Source organism: Enterococcus termitis, assembly GCF_001730305.1.
Taxonomy (GTDB): domain Bacteria; phylum Bacillota; class Bacilli; order Lactobacillales; family Enterococcaceae; genus Enterococcus_L; species Enterococcus_L termitis.
Genome location: NZ_MIJY01000047.1, coordinates 1 through 24701, shown reverse-complemented (window position 1 = coordinate 24701; position 24701 = coordinate 1). Strand labels below are relative to the sequence as shown.

Annotated in this window: 18 protein-coding genes; 16 read left to right on the top strand and 2 right to left on the bottom strand. The window is 38.0% G+C overall.

Annotated elements, in window-relative coordinates:
- Window positions 1–27 precede the first annotated feature (27 nt).
- The 3 genes from BCR25_RS18960 to BCR25_RS18950 are packed head-to-tail and all read left to right on the top strand — an operon-like array spanning window position 28 to window position 3401.
- On the top strand, window positions 28–1914 hold the full coding sequence (locus BCR25_RS18960; RefSeq protein WP_069665318.1) for an ABC-F family ATP-binding cassette domain-containing protein: 1887 nt from the start codon (window positions 28–30) through the stop codon (window positions 1912–1914).
- A gap of 11 nt (window positions 1915–1925) precedes the next feature.
- Window positions 1926–2873, top strand: a complete 948-nt coding sequence (locus BCR25_RS18955; protein WP_069665181.1) for a thymidylate synthase — start codon at window positions 1926–1928, stop codon at window positions 2871–2873.
- Window positions 2874–2891: 18 nt separating this feature from the next.
- Window positions 2892–3401 carry a dihydrofolate reductase gene (locus BCR25_RS18950; RefSeq protein WP_069665180.1) on the top strand — a complete coding sequence of 170 codons (510 nt, stop codon included), beginning with the start codon at window positions 2892–2894 and terminating at the stop codon, window positions 3399–3401.
- Between the two features lie 49 nt (window positions 3402–3450).
- Here BCR25_RS18950 and lexA read toward each other — a convergent pair whose 3' ends face one another.
- Complete coding sequence (gene lexA, locus BCR25_RS18945) at window positions 3451–4071, bottom strand: transcriptional repressor LexA (protein ID WP_069665179.1); 621 nt, start codon at window positions 4069–4071, stop codon at window positions 3451–3453.
- A 273-nt stretch (window positions 4072–4344) separates the two neighbouring features.
- On the opposite strand from lexA, the gene BCR25_RS18940 reads away from it, so the two are divergent.
- The 3 genes from BCR25_RS18940 to BCR25_RS18930 all read left to right on the top strand — a co-directional run bounded on the left by BCR25_RS18940 (window position 4345) and on the right by BCR25_RS18930 (window position 7875).
- Window positions 4345–4587 (top strand): DUF896 family protein, encoded by a 243-nt coding sequence (locus tag BCR25_RS18940; protein WP_069665178.1) that lies wholly within the window; start codon window positions 4345–4347, stop codon window positions 4585–4587.
- 98 nt (window positions 4588–4685) lie between these two features.
- Window positions 4686–6680, top strand: coding sequence for a transketolase (gene tkt, locus BCR25_RS18935; protein WP_069665177.1), 1995 nt, complete (start codon window positions 4686–4688; stop codon window positions 6678–6680).
- 352 nt (window positions 6681–7032) lie between these two features.
- The gene (locus BCR25_RS18930; protein ID WP_069665176.1) at window positions 7033–7875 is read left to right on the top strand and encodes a glucosaminidase domain-containing protein; all 843 of its coding nucleotides are present in this window, start codon (window positions 7033–7035) and stop codon (window positions 7873–7875) included.
- 41 nt (window positions 7876–7916) lie between these two features.
- Here BCR25_RS18930 and BCR25_RS18925 read toward each other — a convergent pair whose 3' ends face one another.
- Window positions 7917–8912 carry a 4-hydroxy-3-methylbut-2-enyl diphosphate reductase gene (locus BCR25_RS18925; RefSeq protein WP_069665175.1) on the bottom strand — a complete coding sequence of 332 codons (996 nt, stop codon included), beginning with the start codon at window positions 8910–8912 and terminating at the stop codon, window positions 7917–7919.
- Between the two features lie 180 nt (window positions 8913–9092).
- Here BCR25_RS18925 and cysK point away from each other — a divergent pair, with 180 nt between their 5' ends.
- From cysK to BCR25_RS18875, 10 genes are all read left to right on the top strand, one after another.
- On the top strand, window positions 9093–10022 hold the full coding sequence (cysK, locus tag BCR25_RS18920) for a cysteine synthase A (protein ID WP_069665174.1): 930 nt from the start codon (window positions 9093–9095) through the stop codon (window positions 10020–10022).
- A gap of 179 nt (window positions 10023–10201) precedes the next feature.
- A complete protein-coding gene (perR, locus tag BCR25_RS18915) occupies window positions 10202–10639 on the top strand; it encodes a peroxide-responsive transcriptional repressor PerR (protein WP_069665173.1) in 438 nt (145 codons plus the stop codon).
- Window positions 10640–10652: 13 nt separating this feature from the next.
- Window positions 10653–11033, top strand: coding sequence for a RidA family protein (locus BCR25_RS18910; RefSeq protein ID WP_069665172.1), 381 nt, complete (start codon window positions 10653–10655; stop codon window positions 11031–11033).
- 253 nt (window positions 11034–11286) lie between these two features.
- On the top strand, window positions 11287–12636 hold the full coding sequence (locus BCR25_RS18905; RefSeq protein ID WP_069665171.1) for an NADH oxidase: 1350 nt from the start codon (window positions 11287–11289) through the stop codon (window positions 12634–12636).
- 185 nt (window positions 12637–12821) lie between these two features.
- Window positions 12822–13451, top strand: a complete 630-nt coding sequence (locus BCR25_RS18900) for a YczE/YyaS/YitT family protein (RefSeq protein ID WP_069665170.1) — start codon at window positions 12822–12824, stop codon at window positions 13449–13451.
- A 446-nt stretch (window positions 13452–13897) separates the two neighbouring features.
- Complete coding sequence (locus BCR25_RS18895) at window positions 13898–20047, top strand: Ig-like domain-containing protein (protein ID WP_069665169.1); 6150 nt, start codon at window positions 13898–13900, stop codon at window positions 20045–20047.
- A gap of 198 nt (window positions 20048–20245) precedes the next feature.
- A complete protein-coding gene (metA, locus tag BCR25_RS18890) occupies window positions 20246–21175 on the top strand; it encodes a homoserine O-acetyltransferase MetA (protein WP_069665168.1) in 930 nt (309 codons plus the stop codon).
- 219 nt (window positions 21176–21394) lie between these two features.
- Window positions 21395–22738 carry an FAD-dependent oxidoreductase gene (locus BCR25_RS18885; protein ID WP_069665167.1) on the top strand — a complete coding sequence of 448 codons (1344 nt, stop codon included), beginning with the start codon at window positions 21395–21397 and terminating at the stop codon, window positions 22736–22738.
- Window positions 22739–22962: 224 nt separating this feature from the next.
- Window positions 22963–23868 carry a magnesium transporter CorA family protein gene (locus BCR25_RS18880; RefSeq protein ID WP_069665166.1) on the top strand — a complete coding sequence of 302 codons (906 nt, stop codon included), beginning with the start codon at window positions 22963–22965 and terminating at the stop codon, window positions 23866–23868.
- Between the two features lie 115 nt (window positions 23869–23983).
- Entirely contained in the window at window positions 23984–24295 is a 312-nt protein-coding gene (locus BCR25_RS18875) for a GNAT family N-acetyltransferase (RefSeq protein WP_069665165.1), read from the top strand.
- Window positions 24296–24701 lie beyond the last annotated feature (406 nt).

Below are 24701 nucleotides of genomic sequence, written 5' to 3'. Positions count from 1 at the left end.
CAGGATGAAAAGGGTGTGAGCAGACAAATGAAAGAATTAAAAGTTAGTGAATTAACTAAAACATATGGAGAAAAAACGTTATTTGATCATATTTCTTTCCATATCCATGACAAAGATCGGATCGGTTTGATCGGAACAAACGGAACTGGAAAAACAAGTTTGCTGAACATTTTAGCAGGAAAAGATAGCGGGGATGGAGATATTCAAGCAATTCAACAGCCCAACGACTACCAAATCGGCTATCTTTCACAAGATCAGACCTTTGATCCTGAACTAACTGTTGTTGAAGCAGTGTTTCAAGGTGAGACGCCAATTATTCAAGCGGTGAAAAATTATGAATTAGCTCTAATAGCTTTAGCTGCAGATGGCAGCAGCGAACAAGCCCAAAAACAATATGCACAAGCAGAAGAACGCATGAATAAAGAGGACGCTTGGACTGCCGATACTGACGCAAAAATAATTTTACAAAAATTAGGTATCGAAACACTGCATAAAAAAATAGGTGAGTTATCCGGTGGTCAAAAAAAGCGTGTTAGCTTGGCCCAAGTTTTGATCGAATCACCCAATCTACTTATACTAGATGAGCCGACCAATCATCTTGATTACGAAGCAATCAGCTGGTTGGAAAGTTTCTTAAACGGTTATCGGGGCGCTATTTTAATGGTTACCCATGATCGCTATTTTTTAGATCGGGTAACGAATCGAATTTTCGAATTATCATTCGGAAAGTTATATGAGTATAAAGGAAACTACGAAGCATACATTTTAGCTAAAGCAGAACGTGAGCGAGTAGAAGCTGATCAAGAAGAAAAAAGAAAGCAATTATACAAACAAGAACTAGAATGGATGCGTGCAGGCGTACAGGCTCGTGGAACAAAACAACAGGCTAGACAGGATCGATTCCATGACTTGAAAGAAAATTTGCATCAAGTTAATCAAAAGAGCCAACTAGAAATCGATGTTGCCACTCAGAGACTTGGAAAAAAAGTATTAGAGATCAAAGAAGGAACTTTTCAGATTGAACACAAATTGATTTTAAATCAGTTTGATCTTCTGATTCAAGCAAACGATCGGATCGGCATTACAGGAAAGAACGGTGCTGGAAAATCAACGTTACTAAATATACTAGCGGGTCGCTTGCCTCTTGATAGTGGTATTTACTCAATCGGTGAAACAGTACGATTAGCTTATTACACACAGCAGAACGAAGCAATGGATCCTGGACAACGCATGATCGCTTATTTGCAAGAAGCGGCTGAACAAGTGCAGCGCACTGACGGCAGTAGTATTGGTGTGGCTGAATTACTTGAACGTTTTTTATTCCCACGTTTTATGCATGGTACAATTATTGGAAAACTTTCTGGTGGAGAAAAACGTCGTTTATATCTGCTAAAACTATTGATTAGTCAGCCGAATGTGTTATTATTGGACGAACCCACTAACGATTTAGATATTGATACATTGACGATTTTAGAAGACTATATTCACACCTTTAAAGGTGCCGTCATCGCCGTTTCACATGATCGTTATTTTCTTGATAAGACGATGGAAAAGCTTCTTGTCTTTAACGGAGAAGGGCAGATCAGTACCTACTTTGGTTCGATGAGTGACTATCTATCTCTAACGAAAGAGTCAGAAAAAAAAGTGGTAAAACCTGAATCTAAACCGACACAAGCGGTTGAAAAAAAGGCAAAAACAAAACTGACCTATATGGAGCAAAAAGAATGGGAAACGATCGAAAGTGAGATTGGTGAACTTGAAGATCAAGTAGATAAACTTAGTGAAGAGATGAATCATCAAGGCGATGATTTCACTAAGCTTCAACAACTTCAGACAGAGCTGACAACGGTTGAGCAAAAGCTGGAAGAAAAATTGGAGCGTTGGGAATACTTGAGTGAATTTGTAGAAAATTAGGAGGCAAAACTATGGAAGAAGCATACTTAACATTAGGCCGAAAAATTTTAGAAGAAGGTCACGTAAAAGAAGATCGTACAGGAACTGGGACAAAAAGTCTTTTCGGTTATCAAATGCGTTTTGATCTGTCAAAAGGATTCCCCCTACTTACAACGAAACGTGTGCCTTTTGGTTTGATCAAAAGTGAATTATTATGGTTTTTAAAAGGAGATACAAATATTCGCTATTTGTTGGAACATAATAATCATATCTGGGATGAATGGGCATTTGAGCGTTATATTAAAAGTGACGATTATCAGGGTCCGGATATGCGTAATTTTGGTCGTAGAGTATTGCAAGACGAAGCGTTTAAGCAAAGCTACGAAGTAGAACTAAAAGCCTTTTGTGATAAAATTTTAGCTGATGATGATTTTGCAGCAAAATATGGAGAATTGGGGAATATATACGGTGCTCAGTGGCGTCATTGGGAAACGAAGGATGGACGTTTTATCGATCAATTAAAAAATGTGATCGATATGATCAAAACGACGCCTGATTCACGTCGACTAATTGTTTCTGCCTGGAATCCAGAAGATGTTCCTACAATGGCATTGCCTCCTTGCCATACAATGTTTCAGTTTTATGTCAACGATGGAAAGTTAAGCTGTCAGTTATACCAACGCAGTGGAGATGTTTTCCTAGGCGTGCCGTTCAATATTGCCAGTTATGCCTTATTGACTCATTTAATTGCCCACGAAACAGGTTTAGAAGTTGGCGATTTTGTTCATACACTTGGAGATGCACATTTGTATACAAATCATATTGATCAAATGAATGAACAACTAACAAGAGACATTCGCTCATTTCCTACATTAAAATTAAATCATGAAAAACAGTCAGTTTTTGATTTTGAAATGGAAGATATCGTGATTGAAGGTTATGATCCACATCCAGCAATTAAAGCGCCGATAGCCGTTTAAATTTGAAAGGAGTAACCAATGTTAGCAGCCATATGGGCCCAAGATGAACAGGGGACGATTGGAAAAGAGAATCGTTTGCCGTGGCATCTGCCAAATGATTTAAAGTTTTTTAAACAAATGACTGAGGATAACACGATTGTCATGGGAAGAAAAACATTTGAAGGAATGGGAAGCAGACCGCTGCCTAATCGTCAGACGATCGTTATGACCAGAGAGAAAGAGTATGAAGCGCCCGGAATAATTGTTGTTCATACAGTGGAAGAAGTACTAGCATACGCACAGAATTTTTCGGGTATCACTTTTATCGCTGGCGGATCTGCTGTTTACAAAGAATTTTTACCGTATTGTGATGTCTTATATCGTACAGTAATCAATCATGTCTTTGAAGGTGACGCCACATTTCCAGAAGTTGCTTGGGAAGATTGGACTTTGATCAACCTAAGCGAGGGAGAACAAGATGAGAATAATCTTTATTCTTATCAATTTGAAACCTATCAGCGCAAAGTTTGTCCAGAACAAGAAAACTAAAAAATAAAAAGTTAGCAGAATCAGTAGTTGATTGTGCTAACTTTTTTTATTAGATATGATTGCGGTATAGCCCGACCACTTTACCCAAAATACTGACATTAGCCAAAATAATCGGTTCTAAAGCGTCATTTTCAGGCTGTAAGCGTATGTGGTCTGATTCTTTAAAGAATCGTTTGCAGGTTGCTTCATCTTCATCTGTCATCGCAATAACAATATCACCATTTGAAGCAGCAGTTTGTTTACGAACAATGACTTGATCTCCATCTAGTATACCTGCGTTGATCATGCTTTCTCCACGAATAGTCAGCATGAATAAAGAATTTTCTTCTGATTGTAGATCAGGTGGCAGAGGAAAAAAGTCTGAAGCCTCTTCAACAGCTAGAATCGGTTCTCCTGCGGTTACTACTCCAAGCATGGGAATAACCGTTGGCTTGATACCGATTTTCTCTAAGCCTTCTGCAGTCAATTCGATTGCTCTAGGTTTAGTAGGGTCTCTAACTATCAATCCTTTTTTCTCTAAACGTGCTAAGTGACCATGAACAGTAGAGGTAGAGGATAGGTCAACAGCCTTTCCAATCTCTCGCACGGTCGGGGGATATCCTTTAAGTTCAACTTGTTCGTATATATATTTTAATACTTCGACTTGTCTTGTGTCTGTACGTTTCACCAAAACCCGCACCTTCTTTCGATTTATATTTTTAGTGTACCATAGTTTCTAACAGGAATCAAACAAGCGTTCGTATTTTTAAACAAAAAGAGAAATAACTGGATTTTGCGGCTAAAGAAAGGGATTTCTGTGAAGAAAAATAACAGGATGATTCTTTTGATTAGAATATAGTTGTATTTTTACAGTTCATCTTATAAGATAGACATGGAAAGTAAACACGATTTACACACACTAAATACAGGAATTTTGATAACCTTTTATTAAGGAGGACAACAAATGCTATCATCAGAAAAAATGGACCGCATCAATTCACTAGCTAAAAAAGCAAAAGAAAGCGGCTTATCAGAACAAGAAAAAGAAGAACAAAAAGAGCTTCGTCAGGAATATCTGGCAACGTTTCGTAGCGGCATGCGGCATCACATCGAGGGAATGAAAGTTGTAGATCCAGAAGGAAAAGATGTCACACCCGATAAATTAAAAAAAATCCAAAAAGAAAAAGGACTGCATAATAGAAAATAATTTCAGTTTTTTTTACTAAAAGTAATTGCTTTCATAATAGAAATGCGCTAAAATAGAGATAATAAAGGTAAAAAAAACCTAAATAGGAGATGATTTTTTTGTTCGACAACACTGATCAGTTAGGCGTCAATACAATCCGTACCTTAAGTATCGAAGCGATTCAAAAAGCCAATTCAGGACATCCTGGATTACCAATGGGTGCTGCACCAATGGCATATGCGCTTTGGACAAAGCATTTAAAGGTAAATCCTAAAACATCAAGAAACTGGGCTGATAGAGATCGGTTCATTTTATCGGCGGGACATGGTTCAGCGATGCTTTACAGTTTACTTCATTTATCTGGATATAAAGTTTCAATAGACGATCTAAAAAGTTTCCGCCAATGGGACAGCTTAACTCCAGGACACCCAGAAGTCCATCACACAGACGGTGTTGAAGCGACAACTGGTCCATTAGGTCAAGGAATTGCGATGGCTGTAGGAATGGCAATGGCAGAAGCACATACTGCCGCTGTTTATAACCGCGATAGCTTCCCAGTAATCGACCACTATACGTATGCTCTTTGCGGAGACGGCGATTTAATGGAAGGTGTTTCACAAGAAGCAAGTTCTATGGCCGGTCATATGAAACTTGGTAAATTGATTGTGCTTTATGATTCAAATGACATCTCATTAGATGGACCAACTTCAAAAGCCTTTACTGAAAATGTCGGAGCCCGTTATGAAGCATATGGCTGGCAACACATTTTGGTTAAAGACGGAAATGATCTAGAAGAAATTTCTCAAGCAATTGAAGCGGCAAAAGCTGAAACAGACAAGCCAACATTAATCGAAGTAAAAACAGTCATTGGTTTTGGATCACCAAAAGAAGGAACTTCAGCTGTTCATGGCGCACCACTTGGAGCAGATGGGATTACTGCTGCTAAAGCTGTTTACGGTTGGGAATATCCAGATTTCACCGTTCCAGATGAAGTTGCTGCACGATTCAAAGAAGCAATGATCGATGAAGGCGAAAAAGCTGAAGCGCAATGGAATACGATGTTTGAAAACTATACAAAGGAACATCCAGAATTAGCTAAACAATTTAAACAAGCATTTGCTGATGAACTGCCTGAAAACTGGGACAGCGAATTACCAAGCTATGAAGTGGGAACTAGTGCGGCAAGTCGTGTAACGAGCAAAGAAACGATCCAAGCACTTTCAAAAGCGATTCCTAGTTTCTGGGGCGGCTCTGCTGATTTATCTGCATCAAATAATACAATGGTTGCTTCCGAAAAAGATTTTGAACCTGGTCAATACGACGGGCGCAATATTTGGTTTGGCGTTCGTGAATTTGCTATGGCAGCTGCAATGAATGGTATTCAGCTACATGGCGGAAGTCGTATTTATGGAGGAACATTCTTTGTATTTACGGATTATCTGCGTCCAGCAGTTCGTTTAGCTGCAATTCAAAATACTCCTGTAACTTATGTATTAACACATGATTCTGTTGCGGTTGGAGAAGATGGACCAACGCATGAGCCAGTGGAACAGTTAGCAAGTATTCGCTGTATGCCAGGTGTTCAAGTGATTCGTCCAGCAGATGGAAACGAAACCGTTGCAGCATGGAAGATTGCGATGACAACAAAAGATGCACCAACGATTTTAGTCTTAAGTCGTCAAAACTTACCAGTAATTGAAGGAACAAAAGAAAATGCCGATGAGCTTGTCGCAAAAGGCGCTTATGTGATTTCTGCTCAAAAAGGTGCGACACCTGAAGGGATTTTGATTGCTACAGGTTCTGAAGTGAATCTAGCGATCGAGTCTCAAAAAGCCTTAGCAGAACAAGGGAAAGATGTTTCTGTTGTTTCTATGCCAAGTTTTGACTTGTTTGAAAAACAATCAGCTGATTATAAAGAATCAGTTTTACCAAAAAATGTAACAAAACGTGTAGCGATCGAGGCGGCTTCTCCATTTGGATGGGAACGTTATGTCGGAGCTAACGGTGCAACTGTAACAATCGATCACTTTGGTGCTTCAGCGCCTGGCGATTTAGTGCTTAAAGAATTTGGCTTCACGCCTGAAAATGTTGTTTCAACATACAACGCATTATAAAAATTCTTAATAGTAAAGCAGAAATCTATTGTTAAAGATTTCTGCTTTTTTAGTTGAGAAAAGATGGAGTATCTGAAATAGTCGTAACAAAAATGAAAGAATCGACATCTGAAACAGGTATATTAAAATTCTTCTTAGAAACTGATTAATCTAGTGTTTGTAAATAAATTTAACAAAAATTTGAAAACGTCTTGTGATAAATACGAAACAAATAGAAATTAAACAATAAAACAAACATTTCAGCTAGATTACGTTCGGTTTAAATATACTTTTTTTAAATCTAAATGATTGTTTATAAAAAAGACTCCTAGTAGAATAGTGGTACGATGTTCTATTGAGGAGGAACAAATGAATGGACGAGAAAAAAACAAGAAGTAGTAGACACCAGCTTAAGACAAAAAAGAATAGTGGAAAAAGAGCAATGTCAGTGATCGGGACATCATTGGTATTTCTTCCAATTGCTAGCAATTTGTTACCAGTTGGCGCTCATGCTACTGAATTTGAGCAACAAGAAGCTGTTTCGCCACAAGCATTTATTGATTCTATTGGTTATTCGGCGGCTTCTGTAGCTGGCTCAAGTGATTTATATGCATCTGTTATGATTGCCCAAGCGTTACTAGAAAGTAGCTACGGAACATCTGGTTTAGCTTCTGCACCAAACTATAATCTCTTTGGTGTGAAAGGCAGCTACGGTGGACAAACGGTCTACATGCCAACCAAAGAATATTTAAATGGAGAATGGGTCACATTAACGGAACCGTTTAGAAGCTATCCTTCGTACGCTGAGTCCTTTCAAGATCATGCGAATGTATTGAGTAGTTATACTTATTCTGGCGCTTGGAAAAGCAACACAAGTAGTTATTTAGATGCCACCGCAGCTTTAGCAGGACGCTATGCGACTGATCCAAGTTATGCTGAAAAATTAAACTGGCTGATTTCAGCTTACGGCTTAACAGCGTATGATTGGGGAACTACAGATGTTTCTACAGCAGCAGCCGTCGTAACTACTGAACAAGAAACTATCGGTCAAAGCACAGAAACAATCGCTGTCTCTTCTGGCCAATCTTACACTGTTTCGTCTGGAGATACGTTATGGGGAATTGCAGAAAAATTTGGCGTTTCCGTGGATCAATTGATGGCCTCTAATGGTTTATCAGCAGAGTTGATCACGGTCGGTCAAACATTACAAGTATAAAAAAGCAAGAAATCCATGAAGCATGTGGATTTCTTGCTTTTTTAACGCTTTCCTGCGCGTAACTCGTCTAAACGACGTTGGCGATTTTTAGTTAAATCCTTGATTCTTGGTCTTGGCAAAATCGAATCAGGAGTAGTGGTGGATTTTTTTGTATGTGTGGTAGGATCCTTTGGGTCAAAGTTTTTCAAATACTCGATTACTTCACGAACGATTTGAGTAGGGGTGGAAGCACCAGCCGTAACGGCAATTTGATTTACATTAAAAAGCCAATTAGGATCAATTTGAGAAACATCTGAGATTCGGAAAGCGTTGACTCCAGCCTGTTCGATTGAGACTTGAGCTAATCGGTTACTATTGTTGCTTTTAGGATCACCAACCACGATTGTTAAATCACACCCTTGAGCTTGCTCAACAACTGCTTCTTGTCGAACTTGCGTTGCTTTACAAATATCTTTATGAATCAATACGTGCGGATATTTAACTTTGATCAAGTCCATTAAGTCACTAACATCCCATTGACTCATCGTTGTTTGGTTAGTGACAAAGATCTTGCTTGCTGATAAATTCAACGAGTCGATTTCTTGAGCATTTGAAACCAGATGAACATGTTCAGGAGAAACACCAAGCGCACCTTCTGGTTCGGGATGATTCTTTTTTCCAATATAAATAATTTCGTAACCGTCAGCGACTTTTTCTGCGATCAGTTCATGTGTGATCATTACATCAGGACAAGTTGCATCAATCACAGTTAATCCTTTTTTTACAGCCATTTCTTTTACTTTTGGCGAAGTTCCATGCGCAGTAAAGATGACTGTGCCTTCATCGACTTGTGCAAGAATATCTTCACGGTTTTCACCATCTAATGTATGGATGCCGATACTTTCAAATGCATCTGTCACATGTTTATTATGAACGATCATACCTAAAATATAGATAGGTCGAGGTAAGTTTTCATCAAGAGAAGCATTTCTAGCGATGACCATTGCATCAACAACACCATAACAATAGCCTCTGGGACTAATATTTATTATTTTCATGAATAAAGTAACTCCTAGTATTAAAATTTTAATATCTTCTCTACTATACAACATTTTTATTAAAATTGTTTAAAGAGTGCATATCAATTGGTTTACAATAGCAAAATGATAGCCATTCTAAAAAATATGAGCTATTATTAAAATAAGCTTTCAATGATCAAAAAAATGGGGGAATCTATTATGACTCAAATCGTTCATTCAGTTACAGATTTAATTGGAAAAACACCTATTGTTAAATTGGGAAATATTGTGCCGGAAGATGCTGCGGATGTATTTGTTAAATTAGAGTTTTTCAATCCTGGTGGAAGTGTAAAAGATAGAGTAGCCCTTAGTATGATCGAAGCAGCTGAAAAAAATGGATCGCTAAAAAAGGGAGATACAATCGTAGAGCCAACCAGTGGAAATACAGGGATTGGTTTATCAATGGTTGGTGCAGCAAAAGGGTATAGGGTAGTAATCGTTATGCCTGATACCATGAGTATTGAGCGCAGAAAATTAATGCAGGCTTATGGAGCAGAACTTTTATTAACTCCTGGTGCAGAAGGGATGAAAGGCGCCATTGCGAAAGCGTCTGAACTAGCTGAGCAAGATGGTTATTTTATGCCGATGCAATTTGAAAATCCAGCGAATGCACTTACCCACGAAAAGACAACTGGAAAAGAAATCCAAGATGCATTTGGTCCTGCAGGCCTTGATGCTTTCGTAGCGGGTATTGGTACAGGCGGTACGATCACAGGTGTCGGCAAGGAATTGAAACGTGTTTATCCTAACATTTCGATTATTGCTGTCGAACCTTCAGAATCACCTGTTTTAGAAGGAGGTACTCCTGGACCTCATAAAATTCAAGGAATCGGTGCTGGATTCGTACCAAAAATTTTAGATACAGAAATCTATGAGAAAGTTACTGCTGTTTCAAGCGAAGCGGCAATGGAAACAGCTCGTCAGCTAGCGTCACAAGAAGGTCTTTTAGTTGGTATATCTGCTGGTGCTGCTGTTTATGCTGCTATTGAAAAAGCAAAAGAAATAGGCGCTGGGAAAAAGGTATTGACGATCATTCCGGATAATGGAGAACGCTATCTATCTACTGCTCTTTATAACTTTCCTGAATAAAGAGGAAATAGAAGAGTAATGGTTTTTGTCTAAATATATTTGCAAGAAGATAGCAATAAATTTATTTTGTGTCATAAAACCTAATAAAATCAAGAAATACCGCTTTATTTCTCGATTATTCTTGTCAACTCAGTTTATAAATAGTATTATTTAATAAAGAAGACTGGGAGGGGAACAAAATGGACAATGTATTGGTGAAAAATGCACTTGAAGAGCTAAAAGAAGCCAATATCCGCATTACTCCTCAAAGATATGCGATTTTAGAGTATCTAATTGAGAATCATAGTCATCCAACTGCTGATGAAATCTACCGCTCATTGGAAGATCGTTTTCCAAATATGAGTGTCGCTACAGTGTATAATAATTTACGACTGTTTACGGATATCGGTTTTGTTCAAGAGATGAATTATGGTGATGCATCCAGCCGTTTTGACTTTAGTTCAAAAAAACACTATCATGCGATTTGCCAAAACTGTGGTAAGATCGTCGATTTTCATTATCCAGGTCTAGAAGATGTAGAAATGGCAGCAAGCAAGCTGACTGGTTTTGAGATCAACGAGCATAGATTAGAATTATATGGATTATGTCCTGAGTGTCAAAAAGCTGAAAAAGAATGAAATGAGTGAGAAGATGAAATCGATACATACAGATAAAGCGCCCAAAGCAATTGGTCCGTACGTTCAAGGCAATATCATCAATGGCTTATTATTTGCCTCTGGTCAAGTACCTTTAGATCCAGAAACAGGAGAAGTTGTAGGGAGCACTATTGAAGAACAAACGAAGCAAGTCTTAAAAAATATCACTGCGATTTTGAATGAAGCTGGCAGCGACTTTGATCATGTTGTCAAAACGACCTGCTTTTTGAAAAATATGAATGATTTTGCAGCATTTAATGAGATTTATGGAGCAGCATTTTCAGCTCAATTACCTGCACGTTCGGCAGTTGAGGTAGCCCGCTTACCAAAAGATGTTCTTGTTGAAATAGAAATTATTGCTGCAGTCAAACAATAACACAGCATTTTCACAAGTTGAGGAAAATTCATTCCTCAACTTTTTTTGTTGTTAAATCAGTATTCTTGTTAAGAATAAAATTAAAAACTGTTAAAATGCAATTAAAAACAGTATAGTTTGTGAAAAAATATCTTTGTGATTCACAAGCAAAGAACTCGAAACTGGCTTTTGACTTTGTTATATTTTAAATAGACCAGTAGCAATTTAACCGCTTATTGGTGAAAAATTTAACTTGAAAGAAGGGATTTACAAAATGAAAGTCGTAGTCGTAGGATGTACGCATGCAGGAACAGCTGCAATCAAAAGTATTTTAACAAATCACCCAAATGCGGAGGTAACCGTTTATGAACGAAATGATAATGTATCATTTTTATCATGCGGAATCGCTCTATATGTTGGAGGTGTGGTGAAGGAGGCTGACAGTTTATTCTATTCAAGTCCTGAAGAGCTAGCATCGCTAGGTGCTACAGTTAAAATGGAACATGAAGTTGAGACTATTGACGTTGATCATAAAACTGTTACTGCCAAAAATTTACACACAGATAAAGTTGAGACTGTGTCATATGATAAATTAGTGATGACTACAGGTTCGTGGCCAATCATTCCACCAATCAAAGGAATTGAAGCAGAAAACATTTTATTATGTAAAAACTTCAATCAAGCGAATGTTATCATTGATCGTGCAAAAGATGCAAAAAAAGTTGTTGTTGTTGGCGGAGGTTACATTGGAATCGAATTAGTGGAAGCTTTTGTAGAATCAGGCAAAGAAGTTACACTGATCGATGGCTTGGATCGTATTCTAAACAAATATCTAGACAAACCGTTTACAGACGTTTTAGAAAAAGAACTTGTTGATCGTGGCGTAAACTTAGCGCTTGGAGAGAATGTGCAAGAATTTAAAGCAGATGCAAGTGGTCATGTGAATAAAGTAATTACACCAAGCCAAGAGTTTGATGCTGATATGGTGATCATGTGTGTTGGTTTCACTCCGAACACATCTTTACTTAAAGAAAAAGTCGATATGTTGCCTAATGGTGCCATAGTTGTAGATAAATATATGAGATCAAGTAATCCAGATATTCTTGCTGCAGGTGATAGTGCAGTTGTACACTATAATCCAAGTGGTTCAACAAACTATATTCCATTAGCAACAAATGCAGTGCGTCAAGGGATGCTGGTTGGCTACAATTTAACCGAACAAAAGCTAGCATATCGCGGAACCCAAGGAACTTCTGGGTTGTACTTGTTTGGTTGGAAAATCGGATCAACGGGTGTTACCTTAGAAAGTGCAAAAATGAACAACCTTGAGGTAGATGCAACGCTATTTGAAGATAATTACCGCCCAGAGTTTATGCCAACAACGGAGAATGTTATGATGGAATTAGTCTATGAAAAAGGCTCAAATCGGATCGTTGGTGGGCAATTAATGTCTAAGTATGACATTACACAATCTGCAAATACATTATCTTTGGCGGTTCAAAATAAAATGACTGTAGAAGATCTAGCTTTATCTGATTTCTTCTTCCAGCCACATTTTGATCGTCCGTGGAACTACTTAAACTTATTAGCACAAGCTGCATTAAAAGATATCGCTAAAAAGTAGTTACAACGTTCTAAAAAGAGCGTATTACAAAAAAATTGCGAGATGAAAAAAGAATCAAGAGATGACTCACAAAGTTGTACGCTTGATTCTTTTTTTGCTATTTTTCTTACTCTAGAACCAGATATTTTGCTTTTTCGTTATTTTTTTGAGAAGCTATAGTATATAAACTGAATGGAGTTGTCATAATGAAAAAAAACAGAGAAAATATCATTCGTTCGTTGTATGCACTATTCGGTGTTGCAATTTTAGCGTTTGGTGCTGCGACCCTACGTGTTGGTAAAGTCGGTTTAGATCCCTATACTGCTGCTAATATCGGAATAGGGAACAGTCTAGGTCTTTCATTAGGTGTGTATCAATTAATGATCAATTGTGCTATTTTAGTACTTGTTTTTATTTTTGGTAGAAAATACATCGGGATCGGAACAGTTATCAATATGGTTTTAACCGGATTTTTTATTGATTTTTACACATGGATTTATACAAATTTTATTCCCCTCCGTATCAATCATTTCACACAGCTTTTATTACTTACTATCGGCGTTATCATATTCACATTTGGAGCTTCTTTGTACATGTCTGCGAAATTAGGGAATGCGCCTTATGATGCAGTTGCGCCAATTATCGTGGATAGAACCCGTGCATCGTACCAGTTGGTCCGTGTTTCGCAAGATGTCTTTTTTGTCTTATTGGCCTTCATTTTTGGCGGTCCAGTTGGAATCGGAACAGTCATCAATGCGTTCTTAACAGGTCCATTGATCGATTTTTGGAATAAAAAAGTAAGCGTGCCTATTGTTGAAAAAAGTGTCAAAAAATAACAGAAATAGAAAAAGAGTGAGGCCAATTCAGTTGAGCTTCGCTTTTTTTATTTCTGTTATTTTATTTGCGCAACAAAAAGAAAACGTTTCCCTTGTGAATCCCAATAAATGAATATTATATGTATAATATATATTTATTAGAATATAAAATTTAGATTAAATGAATATTAGTATATACAAGAAACGAAAACCCTTTAATATAAGCATTTTAATATGTTTTTCCTTACAAGAATCATTTTTTTATTTTTATTAATTAAAATAAAATTGCAAATTTGAGTACATAATATTTTCAAAAATATTATAAAGGTTATAAAATCCTTTATTAGAAGCTTGAATAAATTTTTACGTTGCTCATATTTTATGAAGGGAGAGTGTCTTATTGGTTTTGGAAAGCTTCTATCTGTTTGTTTTGTGTTATTAACTTAATTGTAAAGAGGAGGACAATCATGAAAAATGATAAGCAAAAAAAGAAAAGCACCACCAAGTCAAAAAAGCAAAATAAGTATCGTGCATTATCGTTAGTATTAACAAGCAGCTTAGTAATTGCACCATTGACTGTTCCATTGTCATTTTATCTACCTGGAGGAATTACAGCTTCCGCAGCGGTTCTTGATGCTGAAATTTTGTCAAACATCGCTAGTTCGAACGATAGTGGAACAAATACAGCAAATCGGTGGGCTGCTGATGGTTCTTCTAAAAATGTAAATTTTTCAATTTCTGGTGGAGAACTTGTTGGTGCATCAGCGGTTGCTGACGGAACAAAACAAGCAGTTTTAGCTATCCCAAATGAGCTACAAAATCGTGTTTCTCCAAACGGAGTAGCACAAATCGATACAAACGTTACATTGACAGTCGGAGATTTAACCTTTTTAACAGGAACATTGAATGCAGTTAATGATTTGACAAACGTATTAACTAATATCCTGGATGGAACATTAGGTAGTTTGACAGGTGTTACCCTAAATTTAACCACTGTTAATCAAAAAATTGACGCTTTGAATAATCTTGAAAATTTCGGTAGTGCATCTTTTACTAGTAATGCAGTTCTTTCACCAGATGGATCGTACATTCATGCTGATATCGACGATGGCTTAGGATTAGTTCTAGCACAAAACGTTTCAACCTTGCTACAAGATTTAAAAGCAGCGGTTGACGCACTAAATGCTACGGGTAGTGGTATCGCAAGTAATGTTGTAGCAGGACTTATTAATACTACGTTACTTCCAGTTAAAGGAACAGTTGATGCTGCAATCAATTTGGCTTTACCCTTAGTTGGAATCGGCGGCGATGCAGTTAATCAATTAGCAGATGCCTCTGTTTTAGGAGGAACCACAATCAACATTCCTACAACAGTTCTTAGCCCAACAGGTTTAACTCAAAATCTAGATGCTCGGTTTGTTGGAACAGTTGTAAAAGCAGATTTTATTGACGTTTCTTTAATTAAAACTGCAAATGGAGTTTCCGACCTTTATTATGCAGGAACTGCGGCAGCAGTTGCACCACCTGTTGTAACAAATACCACAGGAACTTCAGCAACAGGCTACACAGTAACTGGTACAGCAACTGCTGGTAATACTGTTGATATTCGTAACGGCAGCGGTTCGACAATTGGAACTGGTCTTGTAGATGAGAGCGGAAACTTCACAATCACTCTTGCACAAGGTCAAGCAACTGCAAACGAAGCATTGAATGCCATCGCGAAGGATGGCGATGAAGAAAGTACACCAACACCATTCACTACGCCAGCGGATGCAATCGTTGTCGCTCCTCCAGTAGTCACGAGTACAACAGGAACCTCTCTAACTGGTAATACAGTTAAGGGTACAGCAACTGCTGGAAATACAGTTGACGTTCGTAACAGCAATGGTACAACAATTGGTTCAGCAATAGCCGATGAAGGCGGGAATTTTACTATTACACTTTCTTTAGGCCAAGCAGAAGCAAATGAATCTTTAACAGCTGTTGCCAAAGATGGGGAAAATGAAAGTACACCAACACCATTCAAAACACCACTTGATGTTGCACTTGTGTCACCACCAGTTGTCACAAGCACTACCGGAACTTCTACAACTGGATATACCGTAAAAGGTACTGCAACAGCTGGAGATACAGTTGACATTCGTAATCTTAGTGGAGAAACGATTGGAACTGGGATTGCTGACGAAAATGGTGACTTCACTATCACTCTTGCACAGGGAGAGGCTTCTGCAAATGAGGCTTTAACTGCAGTTGCGAAAAACGGAGCGAACGAAAGTATTCCTACCCCGTTTACTACACCGGCTGATGTAGCAGTGGTACTCCCACCAGTGGTTACAAGTGCTAGCGGAAACTCTGCAACAGGCTATACTATAAAAGGTACTGCAACAGCCGGAGACACAGTTGATATCCGTAATCTTAGCGACGAAACAATCGGGACTGGAACTGTTGACGAGAACGGTGACTTCACTATCACTCTTGCACCAGGAAATGCCTCTGCAAACGAAGCGTTGACTGCTATTGCAAAAAATGGAGAAAATGAAAGTACTCCAACGCCGTTCGTGACACCAGCTGACGTAGAAGCTTTATTGCCACCAGTTGTCACAAGCACTACTGGAAACTCGACCGTTGGTTATACGATTAAAGGTACAGCAGTGGCAGGTAATACAATCAATATTCGGAATCTCAGCGGAGAAACCATTGGAACTGGAATCGCTGATGAGAATGGTGACTTTACCATCACTCTACCAGGAGGTGCTGCTACAGCAAATGAAGCGTTAACTGCTATTGCAAAAGACGGAGCAAATGAAAGCTTGCCAACAGCATTTATTACGCCAGCGGATCCAATCGTTGATGTAGCTTCTCCTACAGTAACAGAAACGACAGGGACTGCTGCAACTGGTTATACCGTGAAAGGTACTGCGAGTGCAGGAGATACAGTTGATATTCGCAATATAGGAGGCACAACGATCGGATCAGGAATTGTAAATGAAAATGGTGACTTCACCATCACAATCCCACAAGGACAAGCAACCGCAAATGAAGTTTTAACAGCTGTTGCCAAAGATGGAGAAAATGAAAGTTTACCAACAACTTTCACTACTCCAGCCGATCCAGTTGAAGTAACAGCACCTACAGTTGATACAGTAACTGGTACAGCAGCTACTGGTTACACGGTTAAAGGTAAAGCAACTCCTGGTGATTTTGTTGACATTAAAAATACTGGAGGTACAGTGATTGGTACGACTACTGTCGATCTGAATGGAGATTATACAGTTGTGATTCCTATTGGAGCAGCAACACCAAGTGAACAGTTGTCTGCAATCGCAAGAGATCTCTTAGATCATCAAAGTTCACCTACACCATTCACCACTCCAACCGATCCAGTTGAAATAACCGCACCTACAGTTGATAATGTCACAGGGACTTCCTCAACTGGTTATACAGTGACAGGGACTGCTCCGGAAGGAAGCACTGTTGAAATTAAAAATACTGGTGGTACAGTGATCGGTTCAGCTACAGCAGATGAAAATGGCGATTACACTGTAACAATTCCTGCTGGCTCTGCTACACCGAATGAACAATTAACGGCAACAGCTAAAGATGACGAAGGAAATACTAGCCCTGGAACAACCTTTGTAACACCAGCAGATCCAGTAACGGTAACTGCTCCAACAGTAGATTCTGTTACAGGGAATTCATCAGATGGTTACACAGTCACAGGGACTGCTCCAGAAGGAAGTACTGTTGAAATTAAAAACACTGGTGGAACAGTGATTGGTTCAGCTACAGCTGACGAAAATGGTGACTATACTGTAACAATTCCAGCCGGTTCTGCAACACCAAATGAACAATTAACGGCAACCGCTAAAGACGATGAAGGAAATACTAGCCCTGGAACAACCTTTGTAACACCAGCTGATCCAGTAACGGTAACTGCTCCAACAGTAGATTCTGTTACAGGGAATTCATCAGATGGCTATACAGTGACAGGGACTGCTCCGGAAGGAAGCACTGTTGAAATTAAAAATACAGGTGGTACAGTGATTGGCTCAGCTACAGCTGACGAAAATGGCGATTACACTGTAACAATTCCAGCCGGTTCTGCAACACCAAATGAACAATTAACGGCAACCGCTAAAGACGATGAAGGAAATACTAGTCCTGGAACAACATTTACCACACCAGCAGATCCAGTAACGGTAACTGCTCCAACAGTAGATTCTGTTACAGGGAATTCATCAGATGGCTATACAGTAACAGGTACTGCTCCGGAAGGAAGCACTGTTGAAATTAAAAATACCGGCGGTACAGTGATTGGTTCAGCTACAGCAGACGAAAATGGCGATTACACTGTAACAATTCCTGCTGGCTCTGCTACACCGAATGAACAATTAACGGCAACCGCTAAAGATGATGAAGGTAATACTAGCCCTGGAACAACCTTTGTAACACCAGCAGATCCAGTATCAGTAACTGCACCAACAGTAGATTCTGTTACAGGGAATTCTTCGACTGGTTACACAGTGACAGGGACTGCCCCAGAAGGAAGTACTGTTGAAATTAAAAATACAGGTGGTACGGTCATTGGTTCGGCTACAGCTGACGAAAATGGCGATTACACTGTAACAATTCCAGCCGGTTCTGCAACACCAAATGAACAATTAACAGCAACTGCTAAAGACGATGAAGGAAATACTAGTCCAGGAACAACATTTACCACACCAGCAGATCCAGTATCAGTAACTGCTCCAACGGTTGACAGCGTTACAGGTACTTCTTCAACTGGTTACACAGTAACAGGGACTGCTCCAGAAGGAAGCACTGTTGAAATTAAAAATACCGGTGGTACAGTAATCGGTTCAGCTACAGCAGATGAAAATGGCGATTACACAATAACAATACCTGCTGGCTCTGCAACGCCAAATGAACAATTAACCGCAACTGCTAAAGATGATGAAGGTAATACTAGCCCTGGAACAACCTTTACCACACCAGCAGATCCAGTATCAGTAACTGCACCAACAGTAGATTCTGTTACAGGTACTTCTTCAACTGGTTACACAGTAACAGGGACTGCTCCAGAAGGCAGCACTGTTGAAATTAAAAATACAGGTGGTACAGTAATCGGTTCAGCTACAGCAGATGAAATTGGCGATTACACAATCACGATCCCAGCTGGCTCTGCAACGCCAAATGAACAATTAACCGCAACTGCTAAAGATGAAGAAGGTAATACTAGTCCTGGCACAACTTTTGTAACACCAGCAGATCCAGTAGTAGTAACCGCACCAACGATTGACAGCGTTACAGGTACTTCTTCAACTGGTTATACAGTCACAGGAACTGCTCCGGAAGGAAGTACTGTTGAAATTAAAAATACAGGTGGTACGGTCATTGGTTCGGCTACAGCTGACGAAAATGGCGATTACACTGTAACAATTCCAGCCGGTTCTGCAACACCAAATGAACAATTAACGGCAACCGCTAAAGACGATGAAGGTAATACTAGTTCTGCTACACCATTTACAACACCAGCTGATCCAGTAAATGTTCTAGCACCAACCGTTGAGAATGTAACAGGAACCTCAACTACTGGCTATACAGTGACAGGTAAAGCGACGGCTGAAAATACAGTAGAAATTCGTAATACTGAAGGAACTGTACTTGGATCAGATGTGGCAGATGAAAATGGTGACTATACAATTATCCTTCCAACAGGAGCTGCATCTGCAAGAGAACAATTGAATGCAGTAGCTAAAGACGGGGCTAACAATACTAGTTCAGCTACATCATTCATGACACCAGCAGATCCTACTACAATTACAGTAGCACCACCAGTTATCAAAAAAGCAACAGGTACTTCTTTAACTGGGTATACAATTGTAGGTACTACAACTTATGGGAATACAGTTGAAATCTACAATGCTGACGGAGAACTTTTAGGTCAAGCAGTTGCAGATGGAGAAATCTCTGGTGCCCAAACATTCGCGGTTGATCAAGAGGGTAGCTTTACAATTACATTACCAATTGGATTAGCAACACCTAATGAACAATTAACCGCTATTGCAAAAGATAGTGACGACAATCAAAGTACACCTACATTGTTTGAATTACCTTCAGATCCTGGTGTAGCAACTGTTTCAGCACCAATTGTGGAGAGTGTTACAGGTACTTCGACAACTGGCTATACAGTGACCGGTACGGCTGATCCTGAAAATACAGTAAATCTACTGAATGATAAAGGCGTTTTAGTCGGAACAGGCCAAACAGATACCAATGGAAACTATAGCATCGCTATCCCAGTCGGAATGGTAATGCCAAGAGAAAAAGATACAGCAATCGCTATTGATGAAAATGGCATCCAAAGTCTGCCTACGGAATTCCTAATTCCAGTCGATCCAGGATCAGGCAATGGTAACAATAATGGTAATAATGGAAATAGTAATAGTAATGGTTCTAATGGACAATCCGGATTGAAAAATTTAAGCTCAGGTTCTAGAAAAGATCTCCCTAATAATGGTGAAATCATTAGCAATTGGAGCTTAGTTGGTGCATTGTTACTTGGTGCATTAGGTTTATTCGGTATTAACCGTAAGAATAGGAAAGAAGAAGAGTAAGCTCAATAAACGATTTTTCTTCCATAAGTTACACGAGATAAGGACGTTGTCTTTATCTCGTGTTTTTTGTTGCGAAATAAAATACTCCTATTCAGAAATGTACGACAATTTCTGAATAAACAGGACTAAATAAACTTTCTTTATGTCATGTTATAGCGTAGAATAAACTTACATGACAAGAAAGGGAGGAATATATGTATGCCGATTCGTGTACCAAAAGAATTACCAGCAATTAAAGTCTTAGAAAAAGAGAAAATATTTGTGATGGACGAAGATCGCGCCATGCATCAGGATATTCGACCTTTACAAATTTTAATTCTAAATTTGATGCCAAAAAAAGATGAGACTGAGGTACAATTATTACGTTTATTAAGTAATACACCACTTCAAATTAATGTTGATTTTTTACATATGAGCAGTCATGAAGCGAAAAACACCTCAAAGGATCATTTAAAACGTTTTTACCATCAGTTCAGTGATGTAAAAGAAAAGTACTATGACGGTTTAATTGTCACGGGAGCTCCAGTTGAGCAACTTCCTTTTGAAGAGGTAGATTATTGGAATGAGTTAACTGATATATTTCAGTGGAGTAAAACTCATGTGTTTTCGACATTTCATATTTGTTGGGGCGCGCAGGCTGGACTTTACTACCATCATCATATCCAAAAGCATCCATTGGATAAAAAATTATCAGGAATATATTTACATGACGTATTAACACCAACTTGGAGCATATTAAAAGGATTTGATGATGTTTTTTTGGCACCGCATTCGCGCTATACAACAGTTAATAGAGCAGCTATTGAAGGAGTCGAAGAGCTAGCTATTTTAGCCGAATCAGCAGAAGCGGGAATTTTTCTCGTTGGAAATAAGAATAATCGTGCGTTTTACGCGATGGGGCATTTAGAATATGATAGAGAAACCTTGCAGCAAGAATTTTACCGTGATCAAGCAAAGGGGATACGACCAAAGCTCCCTGAACATTATTTTCCAAATGATGATAGCCAAAAATACCCGCAATTACGTTGGCATATGGCTGCTTCATTACTTTTTTCAAATTGGTTAAACTATGCTGTCTATCAAAATACACCCTACGATTTATCTTCTTTGTCTAAAGAGGAAATATAAGTAGATGAATTTAAAAGAAGAACATGGAACCCAATAAGAGCTGGTTTATGTTTTTTCTTTTTTTAATTATTTAGTTAACCATAATTATATTATGTAAGCTCTATAATTTATTCTCAATTAAGATTGTTTAATTGAGAATAAATTATAGAAACGCTTGTATTTTAATGCAATTATGTGATACTATTTATTATATAATAAATAGTATTGGAGGATCAATATATGAAAGTTATTGTTTTAGGTTCATCTCATGGAGGCTACGAAGCAGTTGAAGAGCTGTTAAATCTTTACCCAGAGTCAGAAATTCAATGGTACGAAAAAGGAGACTTTATTTCTTTTCTATCTTGCGGAATGCAGCTCTACTTGGAAGGGAAAGTAAAAGATGTCAATTCAGTTCGTTATATGACAGCTGAAGGTATGGAAAAAAGAGGTGTCAACGTCTTTTCAAACACAGAAATTACTGCAATCAAACCTGAGGCTCATCAAGTGACAGTCAAAGATTTACTAACTGGTACTGAACGTACTGAAGACTATGACAAACTTATTATTAGTCCCGGAGCTGTACCATTTGAACTAAATCTTCCGGGAAAAGATTTGGAAAATATCTATTTAATGCGTGGCAGAAAATGGGCAATTAAATTGAAACAAAAAACTGTCGATCCAGAAGTAAACAATGTAGTTGTGATCGGTAGCGGCTATATCGGGATCGAAGCAGCTGAATCATTCGCTAAAGCTGGAAAAAATGTAACGGTTATCGACATTTTGGATCGCCCACTAGGAGTTTATCTTGATAAAGAGTTCACCGACGTGTTAACTGAAGAAATGGAAGCAAACAACATCAAAGTTGTCACAAATGAAACTGTTCAAAGTTACAAAGGTGAAGGGCATGTGCAAAGCGTTGTGACAGATAAGTCAGAGTACAATGCAGATCTAGTTGTTGTAGCAGTTGGTGTCCGTCCAAATACAGGTTGGTTGAAAGATACACTTGATCTTCATCCAAATGGATTGATCAAAACAGACGAATTCATGCAAACAAGTGCACCAGATGTATTTGCAGTAGGAGATGCTACACTGATTAAATACAACCCTGGTAATACAGAAGTCAATATTGCTTTAGCTACCAACGCCCGGAAGCAAGGTCGTTTTGCAGTGAAGAACTTAGAAGCACCTGTCAAACCATTCCCTGGTATTCAAGGCTCTTCAGGATTGGCCGTATTTGATTATAAATTCGCTTCTACAGGTATCAACGAAGAGATGGCTAAAAAATTAGACAAGCAAACAAAATCTGTGTTAGTTGTCGAGGATTATTTAATGGACTTTAACCCAGATAAACAAAAAGCGTGGTTCAAACTAGTGTATGATCCAGAAACAACTCAAATTCTAGGGGCACAATTGATGTCCAAAGCAGATTTGACAGCAAACATTAATGCCATTTCATTGGCAATTAAAGCGAAAATGACGATTGAAGATTTGGCTTACGCAGACTTCTTCTTCCAACCATCATTTGATAAACCTTGGAACATTATTAATACAGCCGCTTTAAACGCATTAAAAGCAGAACGATAAATAAATAAAAAATGGAAACATAACGTTACGAGTTATGTTTCCATTTTTTTACACTGAAGTCATTTGCTTTAACAGTCAGCTGTCGGTATAATTGAGTCATTCTGAAAAAACAAAAAGACTTTTCGACAAAACTGCACAAACAACTTTTTTCAAAAAGACTTTTTCAGAAAAATCGCACAATTTAACTTTTAAAGTGTATTTTGAAGAAATGAGGAGTACAACTAATGATTACTAAAACCCCTTTAAGCTATACGGATGATTATTGGATCAATATTAATACCAGCGACAAAGAAACACTAACAAAACTCTATCAAGACTATGCCATCGATGAGGAAATTGTTGCTTATTCATTAGACAAAAACGAACGAGCTCATTTAGATTATGATAAAAGCACCAATACATTCGTGCTCATTTTTAATGTACCTAAGTTAGAAAAGATTGATGATCATTACGAAACCATTCCAATGACTTTTATTGTGAAAGATACTCATTTGATCACTGTGACGAACGAGACAAATCAACACATTTTTTATGAAATGAAAAAGTTTTTAGAGAAAAATCAAGAGCTGACTATCTTTGATTTCTTATTCGGAAGTTTATTTATGATTGTGGACTTATTTTTCCCATTTGTAGAAGAAATGAACAATGATCGGAAACGAATCAATAATAAATTAAAGGAGAAAACGACCAAACAAAATTTATTGCTATTATCTGATCTGGAAACAGGTATTGTGTATTTTGTTTCTGCATCAAAGCAAAATGTGATGCTGCTGGAGCAAGTTAAAACACATTATATTCATCGTTTACTCAACGAAAACGAAAGAGAAGAGCTGGAAGATGTATTGATTGAAGCGAAACAACTTGTAGAAATGACGCAATTATCTTCTCAAATTTTGCAACAACTATCTGGAACATATAATAATGTTTTAAATAATAATTTGAACGATACTATGAAAATACTGACTGTCTTATCCATTTTGTTGACTATTCCGACAATCATATCAGGATTTTTCGGGATGAATATGCCCTTGCCATTAGAACACAATGTTTTTGGCTGGTTGATCACAATCGTAATTAGTGTCATTTTATGGTTTGGACTGTCGTTGATTTTACGCAAATTAATGAAGTAGAGAAGGGGAGGTAGCGTGCGGGTTAGGTAATTAAAACTTCTTTCACGATCTCACAAAGTTATTCATGCTACTTCTTGTTATAATTGTATTATTATAATCAGGAGGAGAGGATCCTATGATAAAACTTATACAAACAGAAGCAGATCTAAAAGACGGATTGAGTTTGATAACAAATGTTTTTGAAAAATTTCAAGTACCTGAGTATTCTCCAGAAGGAGTCACGAGTTTTTATCGATTCATAGATAAAGATTTTATTTCAAAGTTAATCAGTAGGAATGAACTAGAACTGTATGGTTATTATTTAAATTATCAGATAGTAGGTGTTCTTGGCATAAAACTGCCTAATCATATTAGTTTATTATTTGTGGATGAACAATTTCATAAAAAAGGGATCGCCAGAGCCTTGTTTGAGCACGTGAAAAATTGACTGTAATAACTGTCAATTCAAGTCCATTTGCTATAAATGCCTACAAAAGTTCTGGTTAAACTCACAGTAGGATTTTTCACTGAAAGTGCGACGATTATAGACAAAGATGGGATCAAATATGTGCCAATGACATACAAAGTAAGCTCATAGATAAATAAATCGAGTATATAATGGACTGTATACTCGATTTATTATTGACTTGAACAATGCTCCGAGCTTTAAAAGCAAATAGAAATCATTAGTTAATTACATAAGCTTAAGTGTGTCAGCCACACAAACATTTAAAGTCTCTCTAATCAAAAATGAATCTACTCTTATATATCAAAAGTAAATGCGACAAAGGGGGAATTCCCATTACCTCTCTATTGTTATTGTTTAAGTGGTTATTTTTGAAGGGAAAAGACAA